Here is a 26,532-nt window from a genome sequence, read left to right as displayed (position 1 = left end):
AGAGAAAGTACGGTGGCAAAAGCAAGAAGGAAACACCTGTAACCATGCCGAACACAGCAGTTAAGCTTCTTAACGCCGAGAGTAGTTGGTGGGAGACTGCCTGCGAGGGTAGGAAGCTGCCGTGCTTTTTTAATATTCCGGCTTAGCTCAGTTGGTAGAGCGCTTGACTGTTAATCAAGATGTCGTCAGTTCGAGTCTGACAGCCGGAGCAAGAAGTAAGAGGAAGGTTTAGGCCTTCCTTTTTTGTTTTTAATTTACAATATCTGTTTGATAGCTTTTGAACCAGACTTATTTACTTTATACTTGGCTGAATCTTAAGTTTTTTGAACGTATCAATTAACTTTTTGAGACCGTTATTTTGTTTAATAGAATGTTTAACTGCAAGAAAATATTTAATTTGAATTAGACTATTATCTAGTGGTAGAAGATTAATTGGAGTTTGAGCCATCCTCTTAATGATGCTAGCAGCCGAGATTGTTAGTCCTACACCCTTAATTGATAAGTTGGTTGCGGTTAGAATGCTTTTGCTTTCTAAGATAATGTTGGGCTTCACGTGAAATTTTTGAAATGCTCCATTAACTTGGTGGCGGATAGCAGAATTAGCAGAACTAACGACAAATGGCTCTTGCAAAATGTCTTTCATTTCATATTCATTTGGTTGTAAAATAAAGCGTCCCTTTTTGAAGAATGGTGATTTGGGAGAAATAATTACGTAGTAATTTTCACCACCATTGACATAAATATCCAGTCCATGATTTAAAGTCTCCGGAGTTTGACCGATGTAACAGTCAATTTGCTCATTTAGTAAACGGGTCTCATTTTCTCGGGGATATGTTTCTGATAATTGAATTTTAATGTTTGGATTCTTTGTGAGAAAATTAGGTAGCAATTCTGGTAATAAGAACGTTCCCAAGCTTTCTAGTATACCAATCCTGATGACTTCATTGTTGGGTAAGACAAATGGCGTTAGTTTTTTGACTAAATTTTGGTTATTTGCAATGGTTTGTTCGAGATAGTGATAATAAATTATTCCTGCTTCGGTTAAGGAAAAAGGAATAGTTTCTCGATTAATTATTTTTGTTTCAAGCTTTTGCTCAATATGCTTGATTAGCTGAGTTAAATAAGGTTGAGAAATGTATAATTCATGAGCTGCCCTGGTAAAGTTGCTCTCTTTTAATAGAGTATCAATGTAATGAAGCAATATTTCTGGGTCTTTCATAATGTCCTCCAATAACATTTTTATTATAGTTCACTTGCTATAAAAGTATTTCACCTTGTCATAAAAAGTTAGTAAAATTTAATTGCTAAATATTTAACAAGGAGGAAATATAGCATAATGAAACCAGGTATATATGATGTAAAAGCAAAGGGTCATGGTTCGAGTTTTATGCCAATGAAGGTTACCCTTTCCAAGGATAAAATTAAAAAAATAACTATTGATTCTAGTGGTGAAACCAAAGGTGTTGCTGATGAAGTTTTTAAACGTTTGCCAAAAGAAATTATTGACAACCAAACTTTAAATGTTGATGCTGTTAGTGGAGCGACTATCTCTAGTCATGGTGTAGTTGACGGAATTGCACAAGCAATTGATGAAGCTGGTGGTGATTCGAATGAATGGAGAAATCGTATAAAGCCTAGCATTGTAGGCAGTAAGGACGAGGAATATAATACCGATATTGTTGTAATTGGTGCTGGTGGTGCTGGCCTTGCAGCCGCAGCTAGAACAATTCAAAATGACAAAGAAGTAATTGTTCTGGAAAAGTATCCGCAAATTGGTGGAAACACGACACGTGCTGGCGGTCCATTGAATGCGGCTGAACCAGAATGGCAAAGTAAGTTCAAGTCATTATCAGGTGAAAAAGAAAGTTTGAAAAAGTTGGCTGGAATGTCAGTTGATGAAATTGATCCAGAATACCAAGATGATTTTAAAAAATTACAAAAGCAAATTAACGAATACATTAAGTCAGGGAAAGATTATTTATTTGATTCTGTATTGCTTCACGAAATACAAACTTATTTAGGAGGTAAGCGTACGGACCTAGATGGAAATGAAATTCATGGTGACTACGCTTTAGTAACTAAATTAGTTAATAATGCATTGGATTCGGTTAAGTGGCTAACGGATCTTGGCGTTAAATTTGATTATGATGAAGTGACTATGCCTGTAGGCGCATTGTGGCGCAGAGGCCATAAGCCAGTTGAGCCGATGGGTTATGCATTTATTCGTGTTTTGGGTGATTGGACGCAAAAGCATGGTGCAACGATTTTGACTGATACACGGGCCACACACTTAATTATTGAAAATGGTCAAGTAAAAGGCGTGATTGCTGGAAAAAGCGATGGCAGTACGGTAACTATTCATGCACGGAAAGTAATTTTAACTTCAGGTGGTTTTGGAGCAAATACCAAGATGGTCCAACAGTATAACACTTATTGGAAGCATATTGATAATGATATTGCAACGACTAATTCTCCAGCAATAACGGGTGATGGAATTGCTTTGGGACAAGAAGCTGGAGCTGATTTGGTTGGAATGGGCTTTATTCAGTTAATGCCAGTTTCTGATCCAAAGACTGGAGAATTATTTACTGGTATTCAAACGCCTCCAGAAAATTTTATTATGGTAAATCAAAAGGGCAAGCGTTTTGTAAATGAGTTTGCGGAACGGGATACTTTGGCTAAAGCAGTGATTGCTAACGGAACTTTATTTTACTTAATTGCGGATGAAGCGATTAAGAAAACAGCTTACAACACGACTGAAGAATCTCTTGAAGAACAAGTAAAATCAGGTACTTTACTAAAGGCCAACACTTTAGAAGAATTGGCTGAAAAAGCTGGGATGGATCCAGGTACTTTGGTTAATACGATTAAAAAGTATAATTCATATGTTGATGCTGGTAAAGATCCTGAGTTTGGTAAAAGTGCCTTTAATCTCAAGTGTGAGGTTGCACCGTTTTATGCAACACCACGTAAACCAGCAATTCATCATACTATGGGCGGTTTAAAAATTAATCCACGTGCTCAGGTACTTGATAAGACTGGGCATGTTATTAAGGGGGTGTATGCGGCGGGTGAAGTTGCAGGTGGATTACATGCTGGTAACCGCTTGGGAGGAAATTCTTTAGCTGATATTTTCACCTTTGGACGTATTGCTGCCGATTCAGCATGCGAATGTATCAAGTCAGATGATAATAGTGCGTCACTAAGTTAATTTTTAATAGACAAAAAGTTAGCAAATTTTGCCAACTTTTTTATTGCTTTTTTAAAAATAATTTCGTTCAAGTGCCACAAAAATGGTGACAATCAGTAAATCGGCGCAGCCGCCAAGACTATAATTTTTAGCTAAAAATTGTTTATTTAGTTTAGATAGATAATTTCTTCCAGCATTAGTTGAAGCACCACCAATTTGAAGATAATAATTGGCTTGTCTGTGTAATTTAGCGATAACGTGATAGTTACCAGCCCGTTTTATTAAATTACTATCTATTGTTACAGTGGCAATCTTCATTAGTGTGTCTAATAGTCGTTCTTGCACGGTCCCTTTTCTTTCTTTTAGGAATGGTAATGCAACATCGCGCACAATCGGGTAACCAGCTTCGGCCTGTTCACGAGCTCCCCCTGCACCATAGCAAAGGAATTCTTTTTCTCCAGCTGTTTGAGCGTGGTTATTTAATTTAAGATCATGTTCAACTAGGCCAGCACACATTTGTCTAATTGTTGAGAATAGACTGGTGTGCTTGTTTTGACAGTAGCTTTCAGCACAAACAAAAATACCAAGAGCAAAAATTGCTCCTTTGTGAGTATTGACGCCTTTAGTTGCAGTAAACATCTCTTTTTCAGCTTTCATGCCTTGTTTACGTAGCGTAAAAAACATTTGGGTAAGATCTTCACCATTAAAGGTATTACCAATATTTTCTGCTGAAATAAAATAATTTGTTAGGCTAAGACTGCTGTCGATAAAAGTATAAATATTCATATCAAGATGTGGTCCTGAACTAACAGGATCAACTAGACCAGGCTTAGGTTGAGTAACTACTTCATATAAGAGAGCTCGCAGGGCATTTTTAGTTATTGAATGAGTCATAGTGTGTTTTTAATTAATATTATTTAGTTAACAATTTTTTGGCTAACTTAAATTAGCTATGATATCAGTATACTCCATCCGAGGATTTACTTATTAAAAAGATAAAAATTAAAATAATATTGTAAAGTATTTATAGAAAATAAAAAATATTATTGAGAGTTAGCAAGCTAGAGTTGATAAGGAGTCCAGCTTGTTTTACTACTTCAAGTTTATAATTTCGATTTAATAAAAAACTTTTATTGATATGTTGAATTTGCTTTCTTTTATTCATTTAACTTTGTGTAAGAATTAACTTATATTCGAGTTTATTACTTTGGGAAGGGAGATATAACCCATGAATCGATCTGTTAGCTATGATGTTGCAATAGTAGGCGGTGGGGCAGCTGGCATAGCAGCCACTTTAGCAGCCACTAAAACTGGAGCAAAAACCATTTTAATTGAACGTGAGTCTGCATTGGGTGGACAAGGAATTAATTCACAAGTAGCTGCTTATTGTGGCTTCTATACACGTGGTAAAAAGCCCGACAAAGTAGTGGGTGGTGTTGGCCAACTTGTATTAAAAAAAATGAGTGAGGCAGGTATGGATATTACGCCACATCCATCAGCATCAACAGGAAATGTATCAATTAAATTTGATCCTGAGATTATGAAAATTATTTTTGATGAGTTGTTGCTTAAGAGTAAAGCAGATTTAGTATTGCATACTAGCTTAGTTAATGTGAAAAAAGAAGGAAAAAATATCCAAAGTTTAATTTGTAGTGATGATGACGGCTTATTTGAGGTTAAGGCAAAGTCTTTTATTGATACAAGTGGAAATGGTAATTTGATTCATTTAGCCGGATTAAAAACAAATTGGGGTGATGAAACTAATCACTTTGTTCAACAAGCATCTTTAGTTTTTAGGTTAGGCAATCTTCCTGCAAGAGATATTTCAATGAGTGAAATTACAGTAGCTGTTAAAAAAGGAAAAGAAGATAAGATACCCTATTTAACGAAGGAGAAAGGTGTTTTTATTAAAAATAAGCAGGATACAATAGGTTTTTTAACACTTCCAAGTGTAGATTTAGAATCTTTAAATAGTGTTGCATTGACTAATGCTGAAATTGAACTTAGGAAAAAAGCTCAAAGTTATTTTTTGGTTGTTAAGAAATATATTAAAGGGTGTAAAGATGTTGTATTTCTTAGTTCTGGTCCTCTGTTGGGGATTCGTGAGTCTAGAAGAATGATTGGTGATGTTACATTAACGGGTAACGATATTTTAAATACAGTAAAGAGAGGAGATAGCATTGGGCGAGCTGCTTGGAGCCCAGAAATCCACCATAGTAATGATCAAGTTGAGTATAAACATATGCCTGATAATGATTATGCTGATATTCCCCTTGGAACGTTAAAAGTAGCTAATATCAACAATTTATGGGGTGCTGGACGATTGATTTCTGTGGATCATACAGCTCAAGCTTCTGTAAGAGTGATGGGTACAAGTTATATTACTGGTCAAGCAGCTGGTGTAGCTGCAAGTCTTCAAAGTTTAACTGGTAAAGTTATTACTAAAAAAATTCAAGAAGAATTAATAGCACAAGATGCGTTGTTATAGAAGGAGGAAAATTAATGAATAAGCAGAAAAAAACGTATTTATCTTTGCTGATATCATTTTTAATAATATTAATTTTTGGAAAGTTACTTCCAGCGAGTAATGGATTGACCAATGAAGGATTGTGGACTTTAGGGATTTTTATTGCAGCTTTAATAATGTGGACCACAATTTCTATTTCTTGGCCATGTTTAATTGTATTGTTTTTTCTTGGTTTGCTACCAAGTGTGGGTTATCAAAATGCTTTTATTGGTACATTTGGTAATTCAACTCTTGCATTTTTAATTTTTACATTTGCCTTAGTTTATCCATTATCACAAACGAATTTTATTAGAAGATGCACAATTGCCTTAATTACTAACCCTATTGCCAAGAAAAGCCCCTGGAGATTTGTTATCTTTTTATTCACCGCAATTACTTTTTTAGGATTGTTTATCTCGCCTACTGTTTTGATGGTGACTTTTATGCCTTTTTTGTTAGATATCTTTAAGGTTTTACATATTGAAAAAGGTAGTAAAGTTGGTAGTATGATTACTATGGGTTCAGTTTTTTGTATCAATCTTTCTTCTGGAATGACTGCAATCGCTCATGTTTGGCCCACCTTAGCTATTAGTTTTTATAAAGGTGCAACTGGGAAAGAAATTTCACAGTTTCAATATATGTTAGTTGGGATTCCACTAGGAATTTTGATAATGATTGGTATGCTATTAATTTTTCGTTTTATTTATTATCCTAAAGATATAAATAATATTAATTTAAGGTCTGTTGAAAAATTAAAAGGAGCAGTGAGTCCAGCTGATCGAAAAGAAAAGATAGTTTTAGCTACAATGCTACTAACTGTTATTTTATGGGTGGTACCTAGTTTTATTAAAGGAATTTTACCAACTGTTTATACTACAATAAGTGGCTGGACAACCGCTTTTCCTCCTTTACTTGGTTGTATAATATTAATGGTTATTAATATTGATGGGAAAAGTATTTTAAATTTCAATGAAGTTACAACTAAGGGAATATCTTGGTCTTCTGTTTTAATGGTTGGCGTAGCAAGTGAATTAGGAAATATTTTGACAGCTAAACCAATGGGAATCGAAACGTGGTTAACTAATGTTTTAAGTCCAATTGCTAAAGGATTGCCAGAAATGTTACTGGTATTATTCTTTGTCGTTTGGTGTGTTATTGAAACTAACTTTTCTTCAAGTATCGTAACGACTACTATTGTTTCATCAATTGCAATTTCTATAATCACTTCTTTAAAAGGCTCTGCAAATGGTGTTAGTTTGGCTGCTATAATTGCTTTAATTGGTTTTGGTGTAGGTATTTCTAATATGACACCAGCAGGACAAGCAGGGGTGAATCCAATCGCTATTGGAACAGGGTATACTTCTACTAAAGATATGTTGATATGGGGAGGAATATTCGCTGTTATTTCAATTGTTCTCATAACTTCTGTCGGGTATCCTCTAGCAAAAGCGATTTTATAGAGTAAAAATAAAAATAGGAATTCAGATTAGTAATCGGTTCCTATTTTTATTGATTAAATATATTTATTGATTTTTAAAAATAGATTTGTTTTTCTTTATATAAATCACTTATATAATGTAAGCGATTTATAAAATATGAAAAGGATAAAGGTAATCATGACGAGAAAAACAATTCAAGCTCATGCTAACGGTCGTAATGGTCAAATTGACTTCAACATTGATGTTGAAGATGACACTATTAAAAATGTTGAAGTCACAAAAAATTCTGAGACACCAGCAATTTTTAACCAAGCCTTCGGTAAATTAAAAAATAAAATAATCGAAAATCAAAGCTTTGATGTTGAGGCAATTTCGGGTGCGTCTTTAATGACGCAGGCCATGCTTGACTCTGGTAAAAAGGCGTTAAAAGAGAATAATATTACAACTAAGCCACTTGCTGCACCCAAGCATAAGGAAGTAAAGCTAAATGTAGATGTTGCCGTGATTGGATCTGGAATGGCAGGGTTAATGGCTGCATGTCGTGCTCTTTCAATGGGTAAAAAAGTAGTCGTTTTAGAAAAGAACGGCTATGTTGGCGGTGCTACTGCTCTAAATGGGTCTAATGTTGTTGGCACTGGTTCTAAAGTTTCAGCTAAATTATTTGGCGCGGAAAGCAAAAAAGATTCGCCTGCTTTATTGGAAAAAGATATTGCGCGTGAATGTCGTGGCACAAACTATATAGAATTATCGGCGTTATTAGCAAAAAATATTGGAAAAGCTGTAGATTTTATTACTCAATTCGCTAATTTATCTTATCAAAAAGCTGAAACACAAACTATCGAACACACAGTAGATCGGCAAATTGAGATGCCAACGCAGACCTCTTATGAATTGGTAATGAAAGTTGCTGAAGCTTTTGAGAATAATGGTGGACAATTATTGCTTGACGCAAGGGTAGAAAAATTAAATAAGGATGCTAATGGTGAATTAACTTCTTTAGTTGCTGAAGGTAAACACCAAACAACCACTGTTAATTTCAAGTCTTTGGTTCTTGCAGCTGGTGGTTTTGGAGCAAAAGATTATAAAGCACACCGGACAGATATTCCTTATTATGGACCTATGACGTCGACAGGTGACTATTTTGATTTTACTAAAGATATGAATCTGGTGACACGAAATCTTGATTGGTACAAAGTATATCCTCACGGACTTGAAGTTGAACCAGGGATTGCTAAGTTGACAACCTATTCAACCAAAGAAGTTACAGACATGGGTGCTATTTTTGTTAACCAGGAAGGTAAAAGAATAGTTGATGAATCAGCTCCGTACACTCACTTCAGGGATGCAATTGGTGAACAAAAAGGCAAAGTTGCATATATTGTTATGGATCAAAAAATGTGGGATCGCTTTTATGAATTACTGCTTAAATACGGTTTTACAAAGGAAGAAGTACAAGGCTTTTTTGATCTAGATGGTAAAAAGAGTCCAGTTTTGGTAACAGGAAATCTTGAAACAGCAGCAAATAAAGCTGGCATCAATTATGAAAATTTAAGTAACACAATGGCCGACTATGCTGAGAGTGTCAACGCGCATTATGATGCTGAATTTAAGCGCAGCGCCAAATTTTTACATAATTATGAAGGCGATACGTTCTATATTATCGAACAAAAGCAACGCTTCTGTACTACTTTGGGCGGCTACGAAACCACCAATCAAATGCAGTTACTTGATAAAGATTTAAATGCAGTTAGTAATTTTTATGCAGCGGGCGAAATTGTTGGTGGCGCCAATGGCCACGATTCAATGCCAAGTATGATGAATTCATGGTCTTATGCATCAGGATTCGTCGCTGGAACAGTAGCCGCTGACAATGCGAATTTTAGTCAAATCAATGCAACAAAATTGGAATCAGCAAAATCAGATGTAACTTCAAGTGCATCACAAAAATAATTTTATACAGACACACAATACTTTTAAGATTTTCAAATAAAATATACCAAAAAGCTTCTCATATCATGCTGAGAAGCTTTTAGATTAACTTATTTTTATTAAGATAATTCTTTTGGCAATATTGTTGTGCAAAATCTTGAAACTTGTTCGTTACTGGAGTTGAAAAATGATTGTTTTTGGCAACCAAATAAATACGATGATTGGTAATTTTATCTTTGATTCGTAACAGCTTAACCAAGTCGCAATTTAATTGTGGCAAATTTGGCACAATTGCCACACCGAATCCCCAATGCACGAAACCGATAATAGTATGGTCCTCGACGGCTTCTATTTTTACATTGGGGTGAAAATTTGTTGTATCACAAATCTGATTAATTCGAGGCCGTAAGCCGCTTTTGTCTGAATAAATAATAAAAGGATAAGGGGACAGTTCATTTAAATAAGCACTATTCGCATTAGCAAGCGGGTTATCCAGCGGGACAGCAATTTTCATTCCTTGGTCAACTAAGTGGTGAACATATAATTGTTCTACCTTTTGCTTAGGGTGTGAACAAAAAACTAAATCCAATTCGTCATTTAGTAGGCTATCAATTAAGTTTTCAGTAGTATCTTGCTTAAAGGAAAATTCAATTTCTTTATTATCCGGTTGTTTCTTAAAATCACGTACGATTCGAGGAATTAAATCTTGTCCCAGAGTAAAGGTGAAGCCCAAATTGATATGCCCCCGATTAGCATCTAGGAGTTCAGCAATATGCTCAGAGCCTTGTTCCAGTTTGTTTAAGCCTTCTTGAACATATTTTAAATAGATTTTTCCATAGTTAGTTAATTTAATATTGCGTCCATCTTTTTCAAATAGGGGGACACCTACTTCATCTTCGATATTATCGATAGCATAAGATAAGGAAGGCTGTGAGATACCTAAATTTTCAGCAGCTCTGGCCATGTGTTCAGTGTGAGCTAATTCTACAAAAAATTTTAAATGTCTTAAGTTCATAAAAGCTCCAAGTTCCTAATGAAATCAATTAAATCATAAAGTATTTTTATTAATAAAGCAAATAAGGCTTATTTATCATATTTTAGCAAGCGGTAACATAGAAGTAAATTAAAGAATAAAAATAGAAAAGGGAGAAAAATAATGGCTAATAAAATTACTGGTGTTAATGGTCCGATTACTGGGTGGCTTGATGGCCACACTTACTTAATTGGCTTGATGGCTTACCCGATTAGACACTCGATGTCACCAACGATGCACAACAATGCGTTTGCAAAATTGGGCTTGAACTTTACTTATCTATGTTTTGAAATTGGTAACGATAAACTTAAGGGCGCAGTTGATGCAATTAGAACCTTAGATATGCGGGGTTCAAATGTTTCGATGCCGAATAAAAAAGAAGTAATTAAGTATTTAGACAAGTTGTCCCCAGCCTCAGAAATGTGTGATGCTGTTAATACAATTGTTAATGACAATGGCATTTTGACTGGTTACACCACTGATGGAATTGGTTTTGTTCAATCACTTAAAGACGAAGGTATTTCGGTCAAGGATAAGGTAATGACTTTGACTGGTGCTGGTGGTGCTGCTACTCCAATTGCTGTTCAATCAGCTCTTGATGGTGCCAAAGAAATTAGAATATTTAATATTAAAGATGATAAATGGGCTCAGGCTGAAAAGAACGTGAAGACCATTCAAGAAAAAACCGATTGCAAGGTAACTCTAACTAATTTAGATGATCAAGCAGCATTCAAACAATCAATTGCTGAAAGTGATATTTACTGTGATGCAACTAGTGTTGGGATGAAACCATTAGAAGATAAGACTTTAGTTTCTGATCCTTCATGGTTCCACAAAGACATGGTCGTCTTTGATACCGTTTATGCGCCTAGAACAACTAAATTAATGAAAGTTGCTCAAGAAGCTGGTGTTGAACACGTCTTTGATGGTATTGGCATGATGATTGATCAAGGGGCCGCATCATTCAAATTATGGACAGGTCAAGATATGCCAACTGATTATATTCGGGAAATTATGTTTTCTGATGAAAACAAATAATCAATCAATATGGTAGACTTTAATCCTCTTGCAGATCATTTTTGCAAGAGGTTTTAATGAAGGAGAAAAAATGAAAAATAAATATACACCAACAGCGTTGGCCCTGTATTTTAACTATTTTGTTCATGGTATGGGAGTGATTATTCTTTCGCAAAATGCAGCTGCTTTAGCTAAACAATGGGGAACAACTCAAACGGGAGCTTTAACTGTTGTTTCATCATTAGGTATCGGAAGAATTATTAATCTTTTAATTTCTGGAGTTTTGTCAGATAAATTTGGTCGAAAGCCATTTGTGCAGTTGGGTATTGCCACCTATTTTATCTTTTTTGTGGGTATCTTATTATCACCTAATACTGTTGTTGCCTATATTTTGGGTATTTTAGCAGGAATGGCTAATTCTTTCTTAGATACTGGTACTTATCCAGGCTTAATGGAAATCTATCCAAATTCTAAGGGTACGTCCAATGTTATTTTGAAAGCATTTATCTCAGCTGGTCAATTTTTACTACCATTCATTGTTAGTGGTCTAGCTGCTGCTAACATGTGGTATGGTTGGTCATTCTTAATTCCTGCCGTAATTCTTGTTATTACTTTCTTGTATTTCTTGCTTGGTGGAGCTTTCCCAGATTCAAAAGAGGTAGCTAAAGCAGATGAAGAGAAGAACAAAGAAGTTGAAGCACAAGCAGATGGCAATGTGAAAAGCAATTTGTGGCTTGATGGTGCATTGTTCATTATTTATGGTTATATTTCACAAGCGACATTTTATTTAGTTAGTCAAATGTTGACACAATATGGTCAACAAGTTGGTGGTATGGCTCAAGGAGCGGCACACTCATTGGTGTCATGGTATTCACTAGGTTCAATTGTTTGTGTTCTTTTAACTGCTATTTTGGGTAAAAAGTTTAATGAAATCCAATTTGTTCCGGTTTATACTTTTGGCGCCTTTATATCTATTTTGTTGATGTGGTTGTTTCCTACAAATGCAGTCTTAATGAGTGTTTTGGCCTTATTAGTTGGTTTCTTTGCTGCTGGTGGTGTAATGCAATTGGCCTTAACTGTTATGGCTGATTTCTTCCCTGCTGGTAAAGGTACAGTTACAGGATTCTTCTATACAGCAGGTTCAATTGCTTCATTCACTATTCCATTGTTTATCGGCTGGATTGGTAATATGAAGAGCGTGATATTCTTAGATGTTATCATTGCTTTAATTGGATTTATCGATACACTTTTGATTGCGATTCGGTACAAAAAATTATTTGGTAAACTGAGTAAATAGAATCGAGGCTAATGATGACTACTGTAAAAATTAGAAATATTATTCTTGGTCAAGGTTTACCTAAAATTGCTGTACCTAACGTTGGAACAAATGAAGAAGAGATTTTGGTTGCAGCTAAAAATATTGTTGCCGCTAAACCTGATTTGATGGAATGGCGAATTGATTATTATGCTGCGGGTATCAAAGATCCTACTAAATTATCTGAGACCGCTATGAAGTTGCGCCAACTAATCGGTGAACTCCCCATGTTAGTTACTTTTAGAACTAAAAATGAAGGCGGCGTGCTTGAACTGAGCGAAAATGATTATTTGTCTTTGTTACAAACTGTGATTGAAAAACGCTTAGGTGATGCGGTTGACATCGAACTGTTTCATGATGAGAGTCGGATTAAAGAAGTGGTTGCCCAAGCCCATGACTACAATGTCGTTGTAATTATGAGTAACCATGACTTTGAAAAGGTTCCAGCAAAAGACGTAATTGAGTTTCGCCTGCAAAAAATGGCCGATCTTGGAGCAGATGTTCCTAAATTAGCATGCATGCCCCACACGGCAGCTGATGTGTTGACACTTCTTGAAGCAACCACCAATGCACATGCTAAAATAGCTAAACCATTGATCACGATGGCAATGGGCGATCTTGGCAAAGTAACGCGGATTGCGGGTCAAGTCTTTGGTTCATGTCTATCTTTTGGTGCTGTGGGACAGACCTCTGCACCGGGGCAATTATCAATTGAAGATTTGCGTAGTGCAGAAAGTTTTTTAGAACTGCATGAATAATATAGGTATTAGTGAAGAGTCAGGAAGTTTTCTAAAAAATAAATAGTTAAGGACTAGTCTATGATAGTAAATCATAGACTAGTCCTTTTGCGATAGATAAGCCAAAAGGACAATCTTCTCAAAGTATTATAACGTAGTAATTATTTGTTCCGCATAATACCAATTTTTCAAATTTAAAATTAACATAAAAACCCTCTAGATAAAGACATGCATATTAATGTTAGAGATACATCTAACTCTTAATTACATATCAATCTAGAGGGTTTAAGTTATGTTTAAAGGTAATTAATCTTCATAAGTTCCAACTTGTTTTAATTTACCCAAAACGCTCTCACCGTGTGGTGATTGACCAATAGCTACAGTTAAATCACGACCAGCTAAGTTGCCGTGATGTTCGCCTTCGGCCCAATGAGCATTACCGGTAACATCGTATACATTACCCTTGATTGCAACATAGGCTGGATTACCATTTTTACCATCGTATTTTGCTAAAGTTTCTTTTGTGAACTTTTCCATAAGTACACCTCTTTCAATAATAGAACAAAATATTTTCTTCTATATAGAATAAGTCATAGCGTTTGCTAAGTCTAATTATATGCCTGGTCACTTTTATAGTTATACCGCCAGCCTGCAATATCCCACGGAGTAAAGTTAGGCGTAAATTTACGCTGATAAATTTTTTCGTATGCTGTAACCTTTTGTTGATAATCAATTGCAAGCATTTGCTTAGAATTTTCATTTACGCCTAACTGAAAATTAGGATAAATTGTTGGTAAAACATGGACTACGTATTGCGTTTGGTAAAAATTAGGATGATTCTTTTCTAATTTATCTATTGTTTTGATTTCAATAAATGTGGAAATTACAGGAACGTTTTGTTGAGCTGCAAAATAGTATGCTCCACGATGAAGTGGTCTTGGTTTGCGATAATTCCACCACATTTCTTGTTCAGGATAAATTAAGACCCATTTGTTTTGTGTTAAAGCATCATGTAAATGGCGAGGAAATTCTTTACCAATATAATTAGGACTTTCAATTAGTGGAATTGTTCCTACATAGTTCATCAAATAGCAGAGAATCCCAGGTAACTTCAAATTAGTATCTTCGATTACAATTTTTAGATCATGGTGGGTTTTTGAAGCTAAATTTTTAATTGGTAATGAATCGATTTGATTGAAGTGATTAACAGTGATGATTGCACCACCTTGGGGTAAATTCGTCAAATTTTCAAGTCCAGTAAACGCAGTTGATGAAGTCAAGCTGTGCATTAGCATACTGAAGACTAGGTGTCCAATTCGATTGTTTATTTTTCCTTTGTAATGAGTTTGTTGCTCCCAAAAAGATTTTACAAGTTTTTGCCTTTTGGCTAATGATAAAACGGGATCATCTACCTCAACTTTAGCATCCCAATCTTGGTGGGCAATTGCTTGCTTGATATTTTTAATAACTTGTTCGCGATTATCACCAATGATCATAGCGTGACAGGTCCTTGCTCTTTAACTTTAGCCCAATTATTAGGTTGTTTTGCTATTGCATCGCTTTTGGCCAGCATGTGATCTAATTTATGCCGGTCTTCTTCACGCTCTTCATTGGTATAGTTATCCAGTCCTGCTTTTAATTCAGCATAAAACTTAGTTTCTTTAGCATCAGTCCAGAAATATTGCTCATATTGGATACCGGTAAAATGCCACGGCTTGAAGAAGAGGTTATAGTGAATTAGGCTAGGATTGGACAAGGGAACAGTATTTTCATTTGGCATGGCATCCCACTTCAGGTTCAAATGCAAAATCCGTTTGTCACAAATTTCATTTAAGTAGTCTTGATCTGTGGCAATACAATCAAAGTGGTATTTTGTCAGTAAATTCATAAAGTGATCAGTAAATCTTTCATCTCGGAAAGCTTTACAATTCAACACAAGCATTCCTGAATTGATATAAGTCTTAGGATCAAGTGCTAAATCTTTTTTGATGTAAGTAATCATTTCAGGAACATATTGAATCGAAGAATCCATACATGCTCCCAATAAATTATTGCCTAACTCGGTTTTGTATAATTTAGCAATATCATCGTTTAAAATGGTATCACTGTCAATATAAATAGCCTTATCGTATTGTGGAAATAGGTCAGGAATAAATAAACGATAAAAGATTGACATTGTAAAAAATTCACCACGTAAATAGTTCTCGCTGCGGTTTTCAATTGGTGCGACAATTTCGTCACTAATTGTAAAGAATTCAACATGAACGTTGTTTGAACCTAATTCGAGTAAATCTTTTTGGTGTTGTTGACTTAAATCCTGACATAAAAAGTAAATTGTATAGTCTTTTTGAGGGTTAGTATGCTTTACCAAGGAATGAAGCGAAACTGCCGCATATTTTGTAAAGTCATCACTGATAGCATAAAAAATAGGTATAGTCATAATTTTCTCCGAAATATATTACTTTTTAATTAGATTCTCTTTTAAATCGAGATACTGTTCCAAGATATCATCATATTCATATAATTTTAGCACATCATGAACTCGTTGCACTTCCCAAGGCTTAACTGTCAAAGTATGGAAGAAAGGCCAGAAGCGAAAACTGGTAGTAAAATGTTGAATTACAGTGTCAGATTGTAAGTGATACTGTTCGTTGTAGCGTCGGGGAGCAATTTTTTTCTTTTGCGCAAAATGATTGAGTGCTGATTGATCAGGCATAAAAACAGTTCGTGTTTGTAGTAAATAGCGAATTTTACTAAATAGATTTGTGTTTCTGATTTCCACTAAATTAAGTAATAGTACCCCAGAATTAATGTAATCAAATATTTTATGTTGATGTAAGTTGTGAAAGAAGAACCGTCCCCAATAATCAAGAACCCCAACAAATTCGGTATTTGTTAAATCCTGTTGGTAAAATTCAGTAAGACTTCGGCGATCGATAATGTCAGCGTCAAGATAAAGAATCTTCTCTGGCAATTGTGGAACTTCATCCGCATATAGCCTAAGCATAGCATAGGGAGTAAAATGTGTGCTCATATTAGCAAGCAGTGGCTCTTTAACAAAAAGTCCAGTACAGTCGATCAAATTTAAAGTGTTTTGTGGATTGTGCTTAATGAGAATAGTCTTGAGATAATCAGCTGCATGTTTGCTAAAAGGCTGAAACTTCTTTCGGCGACTTTGAGTGTACATTGTCAAAATATAAATGTGGAGTTCATTAGCTGCACTATTTTTTAACAAGGAAAGAATGGCGATTAAAATTCCATCTTCAGCATGATGATCACCACAAAAAAGAATATTCATTTGGAACTCCTTAAATTAAATTTTTTCATACGTATAATACTCGTAATTGCTTTGTGCTGCCCTTTTTTTCATTGTGAGATAAATTTGATCGTGCAATTTTTGTTGAGCCATCTTTTGACTAAGATGAAGATCAGAATAAAACGGACCATCAAGATAAACAGTGATTTGTGGCCGCATGCCATACTTAGGTTTTGAATAGGTTGTAGTCATGACAAAACTTGGAGCATTAAGCATAATTGGAAAGTGCATGCTGGTTGAAGGAAATGGACGAATCTTAGTGTAATATGGCCAAACGTGGGCCTCAGGATAGATTACAACGACCTTATTTTTGTGAATAATATACTTTACGACATGGATTAGGTTAGCAGTTTGTTTGACAGTCTGTCCCACTGGTAAACCAAAATAGGGTAAAACAAGTTTTCCCAAGATGGGGATGCCCCAATTAGCTTGTGAGCCAATAGCATAATATTTTCTAGCTGGAATAATCCTGAGTGGTAAGATAACATCACCAAAAGGCTGGGTGTGGTTGCCATAAATAAAGTAACCTTGTTGAGCAACTGTATGAAGTTTATTTGTTCCCACTATGCGAACATTCATTATTAATTTAGTATAAATCAAGCTAATGATAGATGCAGTTGGTCGAATGATAGCAGACCAAATTTTGCTACCAAGAGAAGTAGGGAAAATTGAATAAGTATCAGGTAAATGATAGTTTTGCGTGTGAGTAGTTACAACATCATCACTTAAGTAATGATAACGAAATTTTTTCTTTCCCATAAATTATCCTTTCAATACTAAATAATTTTATCATGAATTTTTAAGTTTAAAAAGAGAGGTATATTACTCAGAAAAAGAAAGTTATTACACAATGATATTTCATTTACTATAGCAAACGTTATTTGTAATTACGTTTTTTGAATTTTTGGTTTGATTTCGCTTACAATATTGCTTAAAATTATATTATGTAATTACAAAAGGAGAAAAAGATGAAATATACTATCGATGATTTTGCTCAATTAATTGATCATACAAATTTGCATGCGAACGCGACAGAAGCCGATATGAAAAAACTTTGTGATGAAGCAAAAAAATATCATTTTAAAATGGTAGCGATTAACCAAGTACAATCAAAATTTTGTGCAAAACAATTAGAACAAACAGATATTGATACTGGTGCGGCAATTAGTTTTCCATTAGGTCAAACAACTATCGCTTGTAAAGTAGCAGAAACAAAGGATGCTTTATTAAACGGCGCAAATGAAATAGATTATGTGGTCAATTTAACACAAGTACGGCAGCACAACTGGACATATATTGCGGATGAAATGAACCAAATGGTTGAATTGTGTCATACCCATCAAGTACCATGTAAAGTAATTTTTGAAAATTGTTATTTATCAAAAGATGAAATTAAGCAATTAGCTCTAATTGCCAAAAAAGTTAAACCAGATTTTATTAAAACTTCTACTGGTTTTGGTACATCAGGTGCTAAAGTAGAGGATGTTAAATTGATGAAAGAAATTGTTGGTTCAGAGGTGAAAGTCAAGGCGGCTGGCGGGATTCGTAATAGCGATGATTTTTTAGCATTGATTGCAGCTGGCGCACAAAGAATTGGCACTAGCTCTGGTATTAAAATTATAGAAGCACTAAAAAAGCGTTTTAAAGAAGATAATATTGAATCGCTTGAAATCTAATTTCTTTAATTTAAACGAAATCAGTATGAGCAAAATTAAATTTTACTCATACTGATTTTTTGATGTGAATGGTATACTGATTAAATAATGATGTAAATAGAAAGTGACCGAAGTCAAATTGGCAAAAACAGGTAATCCTAAATATCAACTTATTGCTGAAGATCTTTTGCATAAAATTCAAACGGGAATTTACCCCCAAGACGCAATTATTCCACCTGAAATTGAATTGGCAAACTATTATCAAGTAAGTCGGCCAACTGTGCGGCAGGCTATTTCTACTTTAGTCAATCAAGGTTATTTAGAACGCTATCGCAAACGTGGCACAGTGGTTAAAAGAGTTAAAATTGAACAAGAGTTTACTCACTTAATTGAAAGTTACGGCAAAGAAATGAGTGCTAAGGGAATTTACCCTAAAACTAATTTACTATATTTTCAAGAAGAAAAAGCAAACGAAGAAATTAGTGTCAATTTAAATATCGAGCCACAAACGCCTGTCTTTAAGTTAGTACGTCTACGTTATGCTGACGAACAGCCCATTGTTTTAGTGACAACTTATATACCGAAAATACGGGTACCAGAACTACTCAAGTATAACTTTGCTCAAGAATCTTTATATGATGTATTAGAAAAGTATAACTTGAAAGTAACACATGTCATTAGAAAACTTGAAGTAATGGAGGCTGATGAAACCACGGCTAACTTGTTAAATATTGCAGTTAAACAACCAATATTTTACTTTCATACACAGGGATTGACTGTAGATGAGCGTCCGATTGAGTACTCAATCGCCAAGTATCGTGGTGATATAAATTCGTTTGTAATTGATGTTTAACGGTAACTTCTAAACAGTTAAATTATGCCTTGTAACTGCGCAAATAACTATTGAGCAAGTTTTTTAATAAATACAAGCTCACTTAATTTTGATGATTGGTCAAAAAAATAAGTTTTAAAAACAAAAAAACACTGCAACAAAGCAGTGCTTTTTCTATTGATGGGTGGCCAGGGGTTCGAACCCTGGACCCACGGATTAAGAGTCCGTTGCTCTGCCAGCTGAGCTAGCCACCCGTTTATTTCTGTTGACAGTTAAACATATTAGCAATTATTTTCGATTTTGGCAAGTGATTTTTGCAAAAAAGAGGAAACTAGAATTAAATTCATCTTTAATTCTAGTTTAAACAGAGGATAACAAAAAAGCACCGCCTTCTCGCAGTGCTTCTTTTTAATGGGTGGCCAGGGGTTCGAACCCTGGACCCACGGATTAAGAGTCCGTTGCTCTGCCAGCTGAGCTAGCCACCCAAAATGTTATTATAAATAACCAACGAAAACTATTATGCAATTTTTTAGGTTGGATTGCAAGCTTTTTATTAAATTTCTGTGATTTTTTTGGATAATGATCTAAAAATCAGTATAATATAGGCAAAGGAGGTTTTCAATGTCAAAGAAGATTCTCGTTGTTGACGATGAAAAACCAATTTCCGATATTATCAAATTTAATTTGACCAAGGAAGGTTTTGATGTTGACACTGCCTATGATGGCGAAGAAGCAATTAAAAAAGTTGAGGACTATGATCCCGATTTAATGATTTTAGATTTAATGCTACCCAAAAAAGATGGATTAGAGGTCGCACGTGAGGTTCGCCAAACACATGATCTACCTATTATTATGGTAACAGCTAAAGATACTGAAATTGATAAGGTTTTAGGCTTGGAAATGGGTGCGGATGATTATGTTACTAAACCATTCTCTAATCGTGAATTGGTTGCACGTGTTAAGGCTAATCTGCGGCGTCGTAGTATTGCCAAAAAGGTTGAGAGTGACAGTGATAATACTTCGACCAAAAATATCATAATTGGTAATTTAGTTATTATGCCCGATGCCTATATCGTTGAAAAGGAAGGCACCAAAATAGAGCTGACTCATCGTGAATTTGAGTTATTATATTATTTAGCGCAGCATATGGATCAGGTAATGACCAGAGAACATTTATTGCAGACAGTTTGGGGATATGATTATTTCGGCGATGTTCGGACTGTTGATGTAACTGTTCATCGTTTGCGTGAAAAAATTGAAGATAACCCAATTCAGCCCCAGATTTTGGTGACTCGCCGTGGTGTAGGCTACTATGTGAAACAGCCGAATGAAGATTAACAAAGAAAGCCCGCAAAATTATTTTAGTGTGTGGCTTTCTTTTTTAGATGAATTTTATAAATTATGAAAAAACTCAAAAAAAAGTTTAAACACTTAACGATTTCAATTAACGCAACTTTGGCAATTGTTTTCATGGCTATGATTATTGCCACAATTGAAGTTATTGGAGTATATTTTACCAGACAACTTGAACAAAATAGTATTGAAAATTTTCAATCATCAATTCAAGTATTACCAATTGTTACGAACCAGCTTTCGGAACAGTTAGTGAAAGACAATAAACATACTAATAGTAATTTGAACCGTATTGTCAACGATTATAGCAATGGTATAGGTACAATTAGTGAAATTATTGTTGTTGATAACAAGGATATTATTCGTGCAGTATCCAAACTTAATGATAAAAACCGTATAGGCCAGCGTGTCAATAATACTTTGGTTAAACAAGTCACGTCAACTGGACGTCAAGCAACTAAGGTAGTAAATGATCATGGTGATTATATGGTTCAAATTACGCCTTTAAACGCAGGAAATGGCTCAACTAACACTGTGGGTGCGATTTATGTACGAGCCTCGATGCAAGGGGTTTTTAATGATTTGCGTAATATTTCGCTAATGTTTTTGGTTACTTCTTTAGTTGCTGCGGTATTGGGTGCAATATTGTCACTAGTGGTCTCACACGCGATTACTAAACCAATCGAAGAGATGCAAAGTCAGGCATTAAATATAGCTGACGGTGATTATTCAAGTCAGGTAAAAATATATTCAAACGATGAATTAGGCCAATTGGGGCAAGCTTTTAATACTTTGTCAGTTAGAATTGAGCGTTCGCAGGAAGAATCTGAAAGTGAGCAGCGTCGACTGGATAGTATTTTATCGCACATGAGCGATGGGGTATTGGCTATGGATCGTCATGGTAATGTTAATGTTGTAAATCAAATGGCACTTAACTTTTTAAGTATGAGTAAAGACGATATTATTAATAAACCAATTGCAACGGTTCTAGGTTTAAAGGAATCTTCACAGGATTTAATTACTAATCAAAAAGGAATTGTTATTACTATTAATGTGGGAAGTCGTGATGAGGTTATTTTGCATGCTAGTTTTTCCCTTATTAAACGGGTAACTGGTTTTGTTTCGGGGAGTGTTTGTGTTTTACATGATATTACTGAGCAACAAAAAAATGAAAATTCACAAAAACAATTTGTTTCTAATGTTTCTCATGAATTGCGAACACCCCTCACGAGTATGCATGCCTATATTGAAACTTTAAATGAAGGAGCTTGGAAAGATCCAGAAGTAGCTCCCAAGTTTTTGCAAGTTACGCAAGAAGAGACTGAACGTATGATTCGGATGATTAGCGAATTACTAAGTTTGTCTCGAATGGATCGAGGTGCGGCCAAGCTGGAATTTGAGTGGGTCAACTTTAATGATTTTGTTGCTCATATTTTGGATCGGTTTGACATGATTGTAAAATCAAATGAAAAAGAAGATAAAAAGAAGTATACGATTATCAGGCAATTAGGGACACAAGCACTATGGGTTGAAATTGATACTGATAAAATGGCGCAAGTTATCGACAATATTATGAATAATGCGATTAAATATTCTCCTAATGGAGGCATAATTACAGTTAATTTGAGCCATAAACAAGACAGAATAATTCTAAGCATTACAGATCAAGGGTTAGGAATACCACACGAAGATTTAAATAAGATTTTTGACCGCTTTTACCGTGTAGACAAGGCACGTTCAAGAGCGCAAGGTGGCACAGGATTAGGTTTGGCAATCGCCAAAGAGATAGTAGATAAACATCATGGTCAACTTTGGGCTAAAAGCAAAGAAGGGAAAGGATCGACTTTTTACATTTCTTTGCCTTATGAGCCAATGAGTGAAGGGGATGATTGGGATGAAGTCTAGGTTTAAACTGGGGGATATTTTATTACTATTAGGAACACTATTTGTTTTTATTTTATCAATTATCCTATGGATTTTTATTATGACTAATGATCAATATTTTAGTCATATTAATCAAACTAATAACGTTACAGACCAAGAGCATAATCGTAATCGGATAGCTTCTAATTTATATATTCCTACTAGTTCATATGGTTTTAAAAATGGTCAGCTTAATCGATTATATGATTCGAAAAAAAATCTATCACTGGAATTTGTTAATGAATTGAAGGATGTCAAATATCGGAATATTGAGCAAGCTAGTATTGGCCAAGAAAATTATGAACAATTTCTTAATAATCCCAAATATATTCAACTGACTTTTCCCAATGAAATTAGTGCAGATGTTCTTACAAAGAAGAAGTTAACTCAATTAAATCCAAAATTTCGGCGCATATTTATTTCAAATAATAACCATTATTTTTATTTAGGAAATGATCGAACGTTTACCATCTATCGTATTGATCTGTATAATGCTAACTTTTCACGGTTACGTAGTTTTGCGCGTAATGCACAAGGCAAGTTACCTGTCAAATTTGTCCATTTAAAAGACAACTATGAAGTTTTTTATACACAGCAGCAACATTGGCGAGTTTATAGTTACTTAACCAATAGTCAAAATAATTCATATTTTGTATCGCGACTTTTAGGAACAGCTCATGTGACGGCTCGCTCAAATAAAAATGGCTGGACGACATATTCACTTAATTACTACACTAAATTACGTGTGCCACAAAATAGTACTAATCGTCATAACTTTTTATACACACGTTATGAAAAAAGTCAGGCCAAAACTGTGAGTGACCAACTTTTAGATAGTGTGGAATACGTTCATAAAATAGGTTTGAGTGAACAAGATTTACGCTACTTTGATTTTGGTGATGGTTCAGTTGATTATATTAATTATATCGAAGGGCTTCCGGTTTTTATGGATGATCACAATGTGCAAGTAAAGACAACTTTTACGCAGGATGCTGTTGAATTAGCATTTAATAATATTGATTTACAAATCCCGATTCCATTTGATGGTCAAACGCGTACATTGCCGCCTAGTGCAGAAGTAATGCAGAGTTTGATTGCTGCTGGTATGAAAAAGTCGGAAATTCAACGAGTAATCGTTGCTTTCCGAGTCGAGCAAGATAATAGTCATGATAATTTGATTAATTTGATTCCTGTATATTATGTTAAAGCTTATGACCAATGGAGAAGTGTTTCTGAATGGGGAAAGCAGAATTTTAATAATTTAAACAAAATCAGTTCAGTAAAATCAGAAGAGAGGAAATAGGATGGATCGAAAAAGAATTGAGTGGCTGATCTTTGTTATTTTCTTATTAATTGACCTTTACCTTGGATTTGAGATTTGGCGTTCACCAATTAGTTTAGGCAATACATCTGGCTTAACGACTACCAGCATTCGATCAGAGATGCGAGCAGATGGGATTGATCTTCCGCCACATATTTCACATAAACAGCAATCGGGTTACTATTTGGCCGCTAGAAAACATGACTATCTTTCCCCCAAGGCAGATAGCTTAACAAACGTAAGCTTTCACTATTCAAAAAATGATAATGAATTAACAGGTACGCCCAAAACTCTTGTTTTATCTAGCGGTAACAGGAAAAAAACTTTGCAACAATTAGAGGATTTTAAGAACGATCCAAGAAATGTTCCTTATGGTAAACAGTTCAAATATAATCCAAGTCTATCAAGTGAAACTACATATTGCTATGTTCAAACTACAGATTATGGACCAATTTATGATAACGATGCGCAGTTAACTATTAATGTACATGCTGGTCAAATTGTTAACTATACGATTTCTTATATGGGTCCAATTAGTGCAGTTCGTGAGCCACAATTGATCATTAGTGCATGGCATGCAGTTAAAGCAATGTATACTGATCGTGAAATTGTCAATAATTCACGTGTCTTGAAGGTTAGTCTTGGTTACTCAAAATTAACAGAAGTTCGTGGTAATATAATTTTGCTTCCAACTTGGTTAATTTTAGTCGAAAATAAAACAACTAAAAATATAACGGTTAAAAGAGTTAATGCTTTCACAGCACAAATCTTGCAAGGTAGCTCGTATAACATCCAAAAAAATTAGAAAGAAGGTAGCTGTTGTGAGGGTTTCTATTTTAGCTAGTGGTTCAACTGGAAATACAAGTTTAATTGAAACAAGTCAGCATAAGATTTTAATGGATGCTGGATTATCTGGCAAAAAAATTCAGTCATTGTTAGCCAAAATCGGTGTTGATATTAATGATATTGATATGATTTTTTTGAGCCATGACCATTCTGATCATAGTAAAGGCTTGGGAGTTTTATTACGACGTTACCCTCAAATGGCTGCTTTTACTAACAGTGGAACTTGGAAATATTTAAATAAAACTCAGAAAATTGGTAAGCTCCCAGTTGAACAAGTTAATATTATTGAGCCGGGGCAAACAAAAACTTTTGGTGATCTTGATGTAACAGCATTTGCAACAAGTCATGATGCGGCTGAGCCGCAGTATTATGTTTTTACTAGTGATGGAAAACGGATGGTCTTTTTAACAGATACGGGATATGTATCTCAAAGAGTAAAAAGTGTTATTACTGATGCGGATGCCTATTTAATGGAATTTAACTATGATGATATGATGTTACGCAACGGACCATATTCTTGGTCATTAAAACACCGAATTTTATCTGATGTTGGTCATTTATCAAACGTGGAAGCTGGAGAAGCCTTGCTTGATGTGGTATCAAACAAGACAGAACATATTTTTTTGGCTCATCGGAGTCAGCATAATAATACTGCAAAACTTGCCTATCAAGCTGCTAAGCAAATTCTAGTTAATGGGGATGCCTGTTTACCCAATGATGTTAAAATTATTATGACTGATTCAGAGGTGCCAACAGACTTAATACAAATTTAACAGGTTTATTAATAACTTTTTTAAGGTTTATTGGTATATTAATCAAAGTTATCTAAAGGAGATTAAATGATGGAAAAACATAATGGGATTGTCAAAACAGCCATTGTTGGCGTAGTTGCAGGAATTATTGGTGGTGGTGTATCCTACGCTGCCTTAGATCGAATCAATACCGCAAGTTTTAATAATGATGCTCAGACTAGTATTAGCTCTAACAGTGCCAAGACTTCTAAAAACAGTGCTAAGACCAGTGGGACAATGACTCCTGCTTATAATGATGTCAGAGGTGCGGTAGTATCGGTTATCAATATGAAACGTCAACGTAGCAGTAGCAACTCCTTATTCGATATTTTTGGTGATAATGAGACTAATAAAGACAAAGGTAAGTTGCAGACTTATAGTGAGGGTTCTGGTGTAATCTACATGAAAAGTGGCAATAAGGGCTATATTGTGACTAATAATCATGTTGTTTCTGGTAGTGACAGAATCCAGGTCATGTTATCCAATGGTAAAACTGTGAACGCGCGAATTGTAGGTACAGATGCTACCACTGATTTAGCAGTCTTATCGATTGATGCCAGTCATGTTACCCAAACTGCTGAATTTGGTGATTCTAAGAGCCTACAAGCTGGTCAAACTGTAATTGCGGTCGGATCCCCTCTAGGTAGCGAATATGCCTCTACAGTTACCCAAGGAATAATTTCTGCTCCGGTACGTAACATCACAACTTCTTCAGCAAACCAGCAAACTGTTATTCAAACTGATGCGGCAATTAATCCAGGTAATTCAGGAGGAGCACTAGTTAATTCTGCCGGTCAAGTAATTGGAATTAGTTCAATGAAACTAGCACAATCTGGTGATGGCACATCTGTGGAAGGAATGGGTTTTGCTATTCCTTCTAACGAGGTCGTTACGATTGTTAATCAATTGGTTAAGAAAGGAAAGATTGTTAGACCACAATTAGGTGTTAAGGTAATTGCGCTACAAGGAATTCCAAATAGCTATCGCAAACAACTTAATATCAAATCCAATTTGAAGACGGGCATTTATATTGCTGAAGTAACGAAACGTAGTGCGGCTCAGATAGCTGGATTAAAAACAGGTGATGTCATTGTAAAAGTTGACAACAAGTCTGTCTCTGATGTAGCATCGTTACACAGTATTTTGTATAATCATAAAGTCGGTGATAACGTTGATGTTATCGTTAATCGCAATGGTAAAGAGCTTAATTTGCATGTTAAATTGCAGGCAGATTAAGGTGAGTAGTATTTTGTAATTAGATAATAAAATAGGCTATACTGAGCGGTTTTTAATGCAAGTATAGCTTTTTTGTTAATAATTTAAATGCGA

At 35.0% G+C, this 26,532-nt stretch carries 23 protein-coding genes, 3 tRNA genes and 1 rRNA gene; 17 read left to right on the top strand and 10 right to left on the bottom strand.

What is annotated here, in order from left to right; all coding sequences use genetic code 11:
• Positions 1-8 precede the first annotated feature (8 nt).
• Together rrf and ACYIAQ_RS03500 are read left to right on the top strand one after the other, a co-directional pair.
• Positions 9-125 (top strand): 5S ribosomal RNA (rrf, locus tag ACYIAQ_RS03505).
• Positions 126-136: 11 nt separating this feature from the next.
• A tRNA-Asn gene (locus ACYIAQ_RS03500) sits at positions 137-209 on the top strand.
• 83 nt (positions 210-292) lie between these two features.
• Here ACYIAQ_RS03500 and ACYIAQ_RS03495 read toward each other — a convergent pair.
• The gene (locus tag ACYIAQ_RS03495; protein ID WP_483562922.1) at positions 293-1,219 is read right to left on the bottom strand and encodes a LysR family transcriptional regulator; all 927 of its coding nucleotides are present in this window, start codon (positions 1,217-1,219) and stop codon (positions 293-295) included.
• 117 nt (positions 1,220-1,336) lie between these two features.
• Here ACYIAQ_RS03495 and ACYIAQ_RS03490 point away from each other — a divergent pair, with 117 nt between their 5' ends.
• The gene (locus ACYIAQ_RS03490) at positions 1,337-3,211 is read left to right on the top strand and encodes a flavocytochrome c (protein ID WP_483562923.1); all 1,875 of its coding nucleotides are present in this window, start codon (positions 1,337-1,339) and stop codon (positions 3,209-3,211) included.
• Between the two features lie 51 nt (positions 3,212-3,262).
• On the opposite strand, the gene ACYIAQ_RS03485 is transcribed toward ACYIAQ_RS03490, so the two are convergent.
• Positions 3,263-4,084, bottom strand: coding sequence for a triphosphoribosyl-dephospho-CoA synthase (locus tag ACYIAQ_RS03485; RefSeq protein WP_483562924.1), 822 nt, complete (start codon positions 4,082-4,084; stop codon positions 3,263-3,265).
• A gap of 334 nt (positions 4,085-4,418) precedes the next feature.
• Between ACYIAQ_RS03485 and ACYIAQ_RS03480 the strand changes: the two genes are divergently transcribed.
• The 3 genes from ACYIAQ_RS03480 (at position 4,419) to ACYIAQ_RS03470 (ending at position 9,085) form a co-directional block, all read left to right on the top strand.
• A complete protein-coding gene (locus tag ACYIAQ_RS03480) occupies positions 4,419-5,678 on the top strand; it encodes an FAD-dependent oxidoreductase (protein WP_483562925.1) in 1,260 nt (419 codons plus the stop codon).
• A gap of 14 nt (positions 5,679-5,692) precedes the next feature.
• Complete coding sequence (locus tag ACYIAQ_RS03475; RefSeq protein ID WP_483562926.1) at positions 5,693-7,156, top strand: SLC13 family permease; 1,464 nt, start codon at positions 5,693-5,695, stop codon at positions 7,154-7,156.
• 156 nt (positions 7,157-7,312) lie between these two features.
• Positions 7,313-9,085 carry an FAD-dependent oxidoreductase gene (locus ACYIAQ_RS03470; protein WP_483562927.1) on the top strand — a complete coding sequence of 591 codons (1,773 nt, stop codon included), beginning with the start codon at positions 7,313-7,315 and terminating at the stop codon, positions 9,083-9,085.
• A gap of 79 nt (positions 9,086-9,164) precedes the next feature.
• Here the strand turns inward: ACYIAQ_RS03470 and ACYIAQ_RS03465 are convergent, their stop codons facing one another.
• Positions 9,165-10,079, bottom strand: coding sequence for a LysR family transcriptional regulator (locus ACYIAQ_RS03465; RefSeq protein WP_122022490.1), 915 nt, complete (start codon positions 10,077-10,079; stop codon positions 9,165-9,167).
• Between the two features lie 141 nt (positions 10,080-10,220).
• Here ACYIAQ_RS03465 and ACYIAQ_RS03460 point away from each other — a divergent pair, with 141 nt between their 5' ends.
• The 3 genes from ACYIAQ_RS03460 (at position 10,221) to aroD (ending at position 13,187) form a co-directional block, all read left to right on the top strand.
• Positions 10,221-11,135, top strand: coding sequence for a shikimate dehydrogenase (locus ACYIAQ_RS03460; protein ID WP_122022491.1), 915 nt, complete (start codon positions 10,221-10,223; stop codon positions 11,133-11,135).
• Between the two features lie 70 nt (positions 11,136-11,205).
• Positions 11,206-12,411 carry an MFS transporter gene (locus ACYIAQ_RS03455; protein WP_483562928.1) on the top strand — a complete coding sequence of 402 codons (1,206 nt, stop codon included), beginning with the start codon at positions 11,206-11,208 and terminating at the stop codon, positions 12,409-12,411.
• A gap of 14 nt (positions 12,412-12,425) precedes the next feature.
• Entirely contained in the window at positions 12,426-13,187 is a 762-nt protein-coding gene (aroD, locus tag ACYIAQ_RS03450; RefSeq protein WP_483562974.1) for a type I 3-dehydroquinate dehydratase, read from the top strand.
• A gap of 285 nt (positions 13,188-13,472) precedes the next feature.
• Here aroD and ACYIAQ_RS03445 read toward each other — a convergent pair whose 3' ends face one another.
• The 5 genes from ACYIAQ_RS03445 to ACYIAQ_RS03425 form a co-directional block, all read right to left on the bottom strand.
• The gene (locus tag ACYIAQ_RS03445) at positions 13,473-13,703 is read right to left on the bottom strand and encodes a cytochrome b5 domain-containing protein (protein ID WP_483562929.1); all 231 of its coding nucleotides are present in this window, start codon (positions 13,701-13,703) and stop codon (positions 13,473-13,475) included.
• A gap of 71 nt (positions 13,704-13,774) precedes the next feature.
• Entirely contained in the window at positions 13,775-14,662 is an 888-nt protein-coding gene (locus ACYIAQ_RS03440) for a lysophospholipid acyltransferase family protein (protein WP_483562930.1), read from the bottom strand.
• Entirely contained in the window at positions 14,659-15,606 is a 948-nt protein-coding gene (locus ACYIAQ_RS03435) for a glycosyltransferase family 8 protein (protein WP_483562931.1), read from the bottom strand. Before ACYIAQ_RS03435 ends, ACYIAQ_RS03440 begins: the two co-directional genes overlap by 4 nt.
• Before the next feature lie 18 nt (positions 15,607-15,624).
• The gene (locus tag ACYIAQ_RS03430) at positions 15,625-16,464 is read right to left on the bottom strand and encodes a glycosyltransferase (protein ID WP_483562932.1); all 840 of its coding nucleotides are present in this window, start codon (positions 16,462-16,464) and stop codon (positions 15,625-15,627) included.
• Positions 16,465-16,479: 15 nt separating this feature from the next.
• Complete coding sequence (locus ACYIAQ_RS03425) at positions 16,480-17,241, bottom strand: lysophospholipid acyltransferase family protein (RefSeq protein WP_483562933.1); 762 nt, start codon at positions 17,239-17,241, stop codon at positions 16,480-16,482.
• A gap of 209 nt (positions 17,242-17,450) precedes the next feature.
• Here ACYIAQ_RS03425 and deoC point away from each other — a divergent pair, with 209 nt between their 5' ends.
• Both deoC and ACYIAQ_RS03415 read left to right on the top strand, forming a co-directional pair.
• The gene (deoC, locus tag ACYIAQ_RS03420; RefSeq protein ID WP_483562934.1) at positions 17,451-18,158 is read left to right on the top strand and encodes a deoxyribose-phosphate aldolase; all 708 of its coding nucleotides are present in this window, start codon (positions 17,451-17,453) and stop codon (positions 18,156-18,158) included.
• 103 nt (positions 18,159-18,261) lie between these two features.
• A complete protein-coding gene (locus ACYIAQ_RS03415) occupies positions 18,262-18,990 on the top strand; it encodes a GntR family transcriptional regulator (protein WP_483562935.1) in 729 nt (242 codons plus the stop codon).
• Positions 18,991-19,150: 160 nt separating this feature from the next.
• Here the strand turns inward: ACYIAQ_RS03415 and ACYIAQ_RS03410 are convergent.
• Together ACYIAQ_RS03410 and ACYIAQ_RS03405 are read right to left on the bottom strand one after the other, a co-directional pair.
• Positions 19,151-19,223 (bottom strand) — tRNA-Lys (locus ACYIAQ_RS03410).
• 158 nt (positions 19,224-19,381) lie between these two features.
• Positions 19,382-19,454: transfer RNA gene (locus tag ACYIAQ_RS03405), tRNA-Lys, on the bottom strand.
• 136 nt (positions 19,455-19,590) lie between these two features.
• On the opposite strand from ACYIAQ_RS03405, the gene yycF reads away from it, so the two are divergent.
• The 6 genes from yycF (at position 19,591) to ACYIAQ_RS03375 (ending at position 26,439) form a co-directional block, all read left to right on the top strand.
• On the top strand, positions 19,591-20,307 hold the full coding sequence (gene yycF / locus ACYIAQ_RS03400) for a response regulator YycF (RefSeq protein ID WP_483562936.1): 717 nt from the start codon (positions 19,591-19,593) through the stop codon (positions 20,305-20,307).
• A gap of 63 nt (positions 20,308-20,370) precedes the next feature.
• Entirely contained in the window at positions 20,371-22,227 is a 1,857-nt protein-coding gene (gene walK, locus ACYIAQ_RS03395) for a cell wall metabolism sensor histidine kinase WalK (protein ID WP_483562937.1), read from the top strand.
• Entirely contained in the window at positions 22,217-23,548 is a 1,332-nt protein-coding gene (locus tag ACYIAQ_RS03390; protein ID WP_483562938.1) for a YycH family regulatory protein, read from the top strand. The genes walK and ACYIAQ_RS03390 overlap by 11 nt, the downstream gene beginning before the upstream one ends.
• Before the next feature lies 1 nt (position 23,549).
• Entirely contained in the window at positions 23,550-24,371 is an 822-nt protein-coding gene (locus ACYIAQ_RS03385) for a two-component system regulatory protein YycI (protein WP_483562939.1), read from the top strand.
• 16 nt (positions 24,372-24,387) lie between these two features.
• Positions 24,388-25,185 carry an MBL fold metallo-hydrolase gene (locus ACYIAQ_RS03380; RefSeq protein ID WP_483562940.1) on the top strand — a complete coding sequence of 266 codons (798 nt, stop codon included), beginning with the start codon at positions 24,388-24,390 and terminating at the stop codon, positions 25,183-25,185.
• 66 nt (positions 25,186-25,251) lie between these two features.
• Positions 25,252-26,439 carry a S1C family serine protease gene (locus ACYIAQ_RS03375; RefSeq protein ID WP_483562941.1) on the top strand — a complete coding sequence of 396 codons (1,188 nt, stop codon included), beginning with the start codon at positions 25,252-25,254 and terminating at the stop codon, positions 26,437-26,439.
• The last annotated feature ends 93 nt before the right edge of the window (positions 26,440-26,532 follow it).

It is taken from the genome of Lactobacillus sp. X-49, from assembly GCF_057063645.1.
Note: the sequence above shows the minus strand (reverse complement) of the source record. Positions and strands in the feature narration are given on the sequence as shown.

Coding starts and splice junctions, on each gene's coding strand:
- ACYIAQ_RS03495 (WP_483562922.1), bottom strand. CDS start 1,219: ATGAAAGACCCAGAAATATTGCTTCATTACATTGATACTCTATTAAAA.
- ACYIAQ_RS03490 (WP_483562923.1), top strand. CDS start 1,337: ATGAAACCAGGTATATATGATGTAAAAGCAAAGGGTCATGGTTCGAGT.
- ACYIAQ_RS03485 (WP_483562924.1), bottom strand. CDS start 4,084: ATGACTCATTCAATAACTAAAAATGCCCTGCGAGCTCTCTTATATGAA.
- ACYIAQ_RS03480 (WP_483562925.1), top strand. CDS start 4,419: ATGAATCGATCTGTTAGCTATGATGTTGCAATAGTAGGCGGTGGGGCA.
- ACYIAQ_RS03475 (WP_483562926.1), top strand. CDS start 5,693: ATGAATAAGCAGAAAAAAACGTATTTATCTTTGCTGATATCATTTTTA.
- ACYIAQ_RS03470 (WP_483562927.1), top strand. CDS start 7,313: ATGACGAGAAAAACAATTCAAGCTCATGCTAACGGTCGTAATGGTCAA.
- ACYIAQ_RS03465 (WP_122022490.1), bottom strand. CDS start 10,079: ATGAACTTAAGACATTTAAAATTTTTTGTAGAATTAGCTCACACTGAA.
- ACYIAQ_RS03460 (WP_122022491.1), top strand. CDS start 10,221: ATGGCTAATAAAATTACTGGTGTTAATGGTCCGATTACTGGGTGGCTT.
- ACYIAQ_RS03455 (WP_483562928.1), top strand. CDS start 11,206: ATGAAAAATAAATATACACCAACAGCGTTGGCCCTGTATTTTAACTAT.
- aroD (WP_483562974.1), top strand. CDS start 12,426: ATGACTACTGTAAAAATTAGAAATATTATTCTTGGTCAAGGTTTACCT.
- ACYIAQ_RS03445 (WP_483562929.1), bottom strand. CDS start 13,703: ATGGAAAAGTTCACAAAAGAAACTTTAGCAAAATACGATGGTAAAAAT.
- ACYIAQ_RS03440 (WP_483562930.1), bottom strand. CDS start 14,662: ATGATCATTGGTGATAATCGCGAACAAGTTATTAAAAATATCAAGCAA.
- ACYIAQ_RS03435 (WP_483562931.1), bottom strand. CDS start 15,606: ATGACTATACCTATTTTTTATGCTATCAGTGATGACTTTACAAAATAT.
- ACYIAQ_RS03430 (WP_483562932.1), bottom strand. CDS start 16,464: ATGAATATTCTTTTTTGTGGTGATCATCATGCTGAAGATGGAATTTTA.
- ACYIAQ_RS03425 (WP_483562933.1), bottom strand. CDS start 17,241: ATGGGAAAGAAAAAATTTCGTTATCATTACTTAAGTGATGATGTTGTA.
- deoC (WP_483562934.1), top strand. CDS start 17,451: ATGAAATATACTATCGATGATTTTGCTCAATTAATTGATCATACAAAT.
- yycF (WP_483562936.1), top strand. CDS start 19,591: ATGTCAAAGAAGATTCTCGTTGTTGACGATGAAAAACCAATTTCCGAT.
- walK (WP_483562937.1), top strand. CDS start 20,371: ATGAAAAAACTCAAAAAAAAGTTTAAACACTTAACGATTTCAATTAAC.
- ACYIAQ_RS03390 (WP_483562938.1), top strand. CDS start 22,217: ATGAAGTCTAGGTTTAAACTGGGGGATATTTTATTACTATTAGGAACA.
- ACYIAQ_RS03385 (WP_483562939.1), top strand. CDS start 23,550: ATGGATCGAAAAAGAATTGAGTGGCTGATCTTTGTTATTTTCTTATTA.
- ACYIAQ_RS03375 (WP_483562941.1), top strand. CDS start 25,252: ATGATGGAAAAACATAATGGGATTGTCAAAACAGCCATTGTTGGCGTA.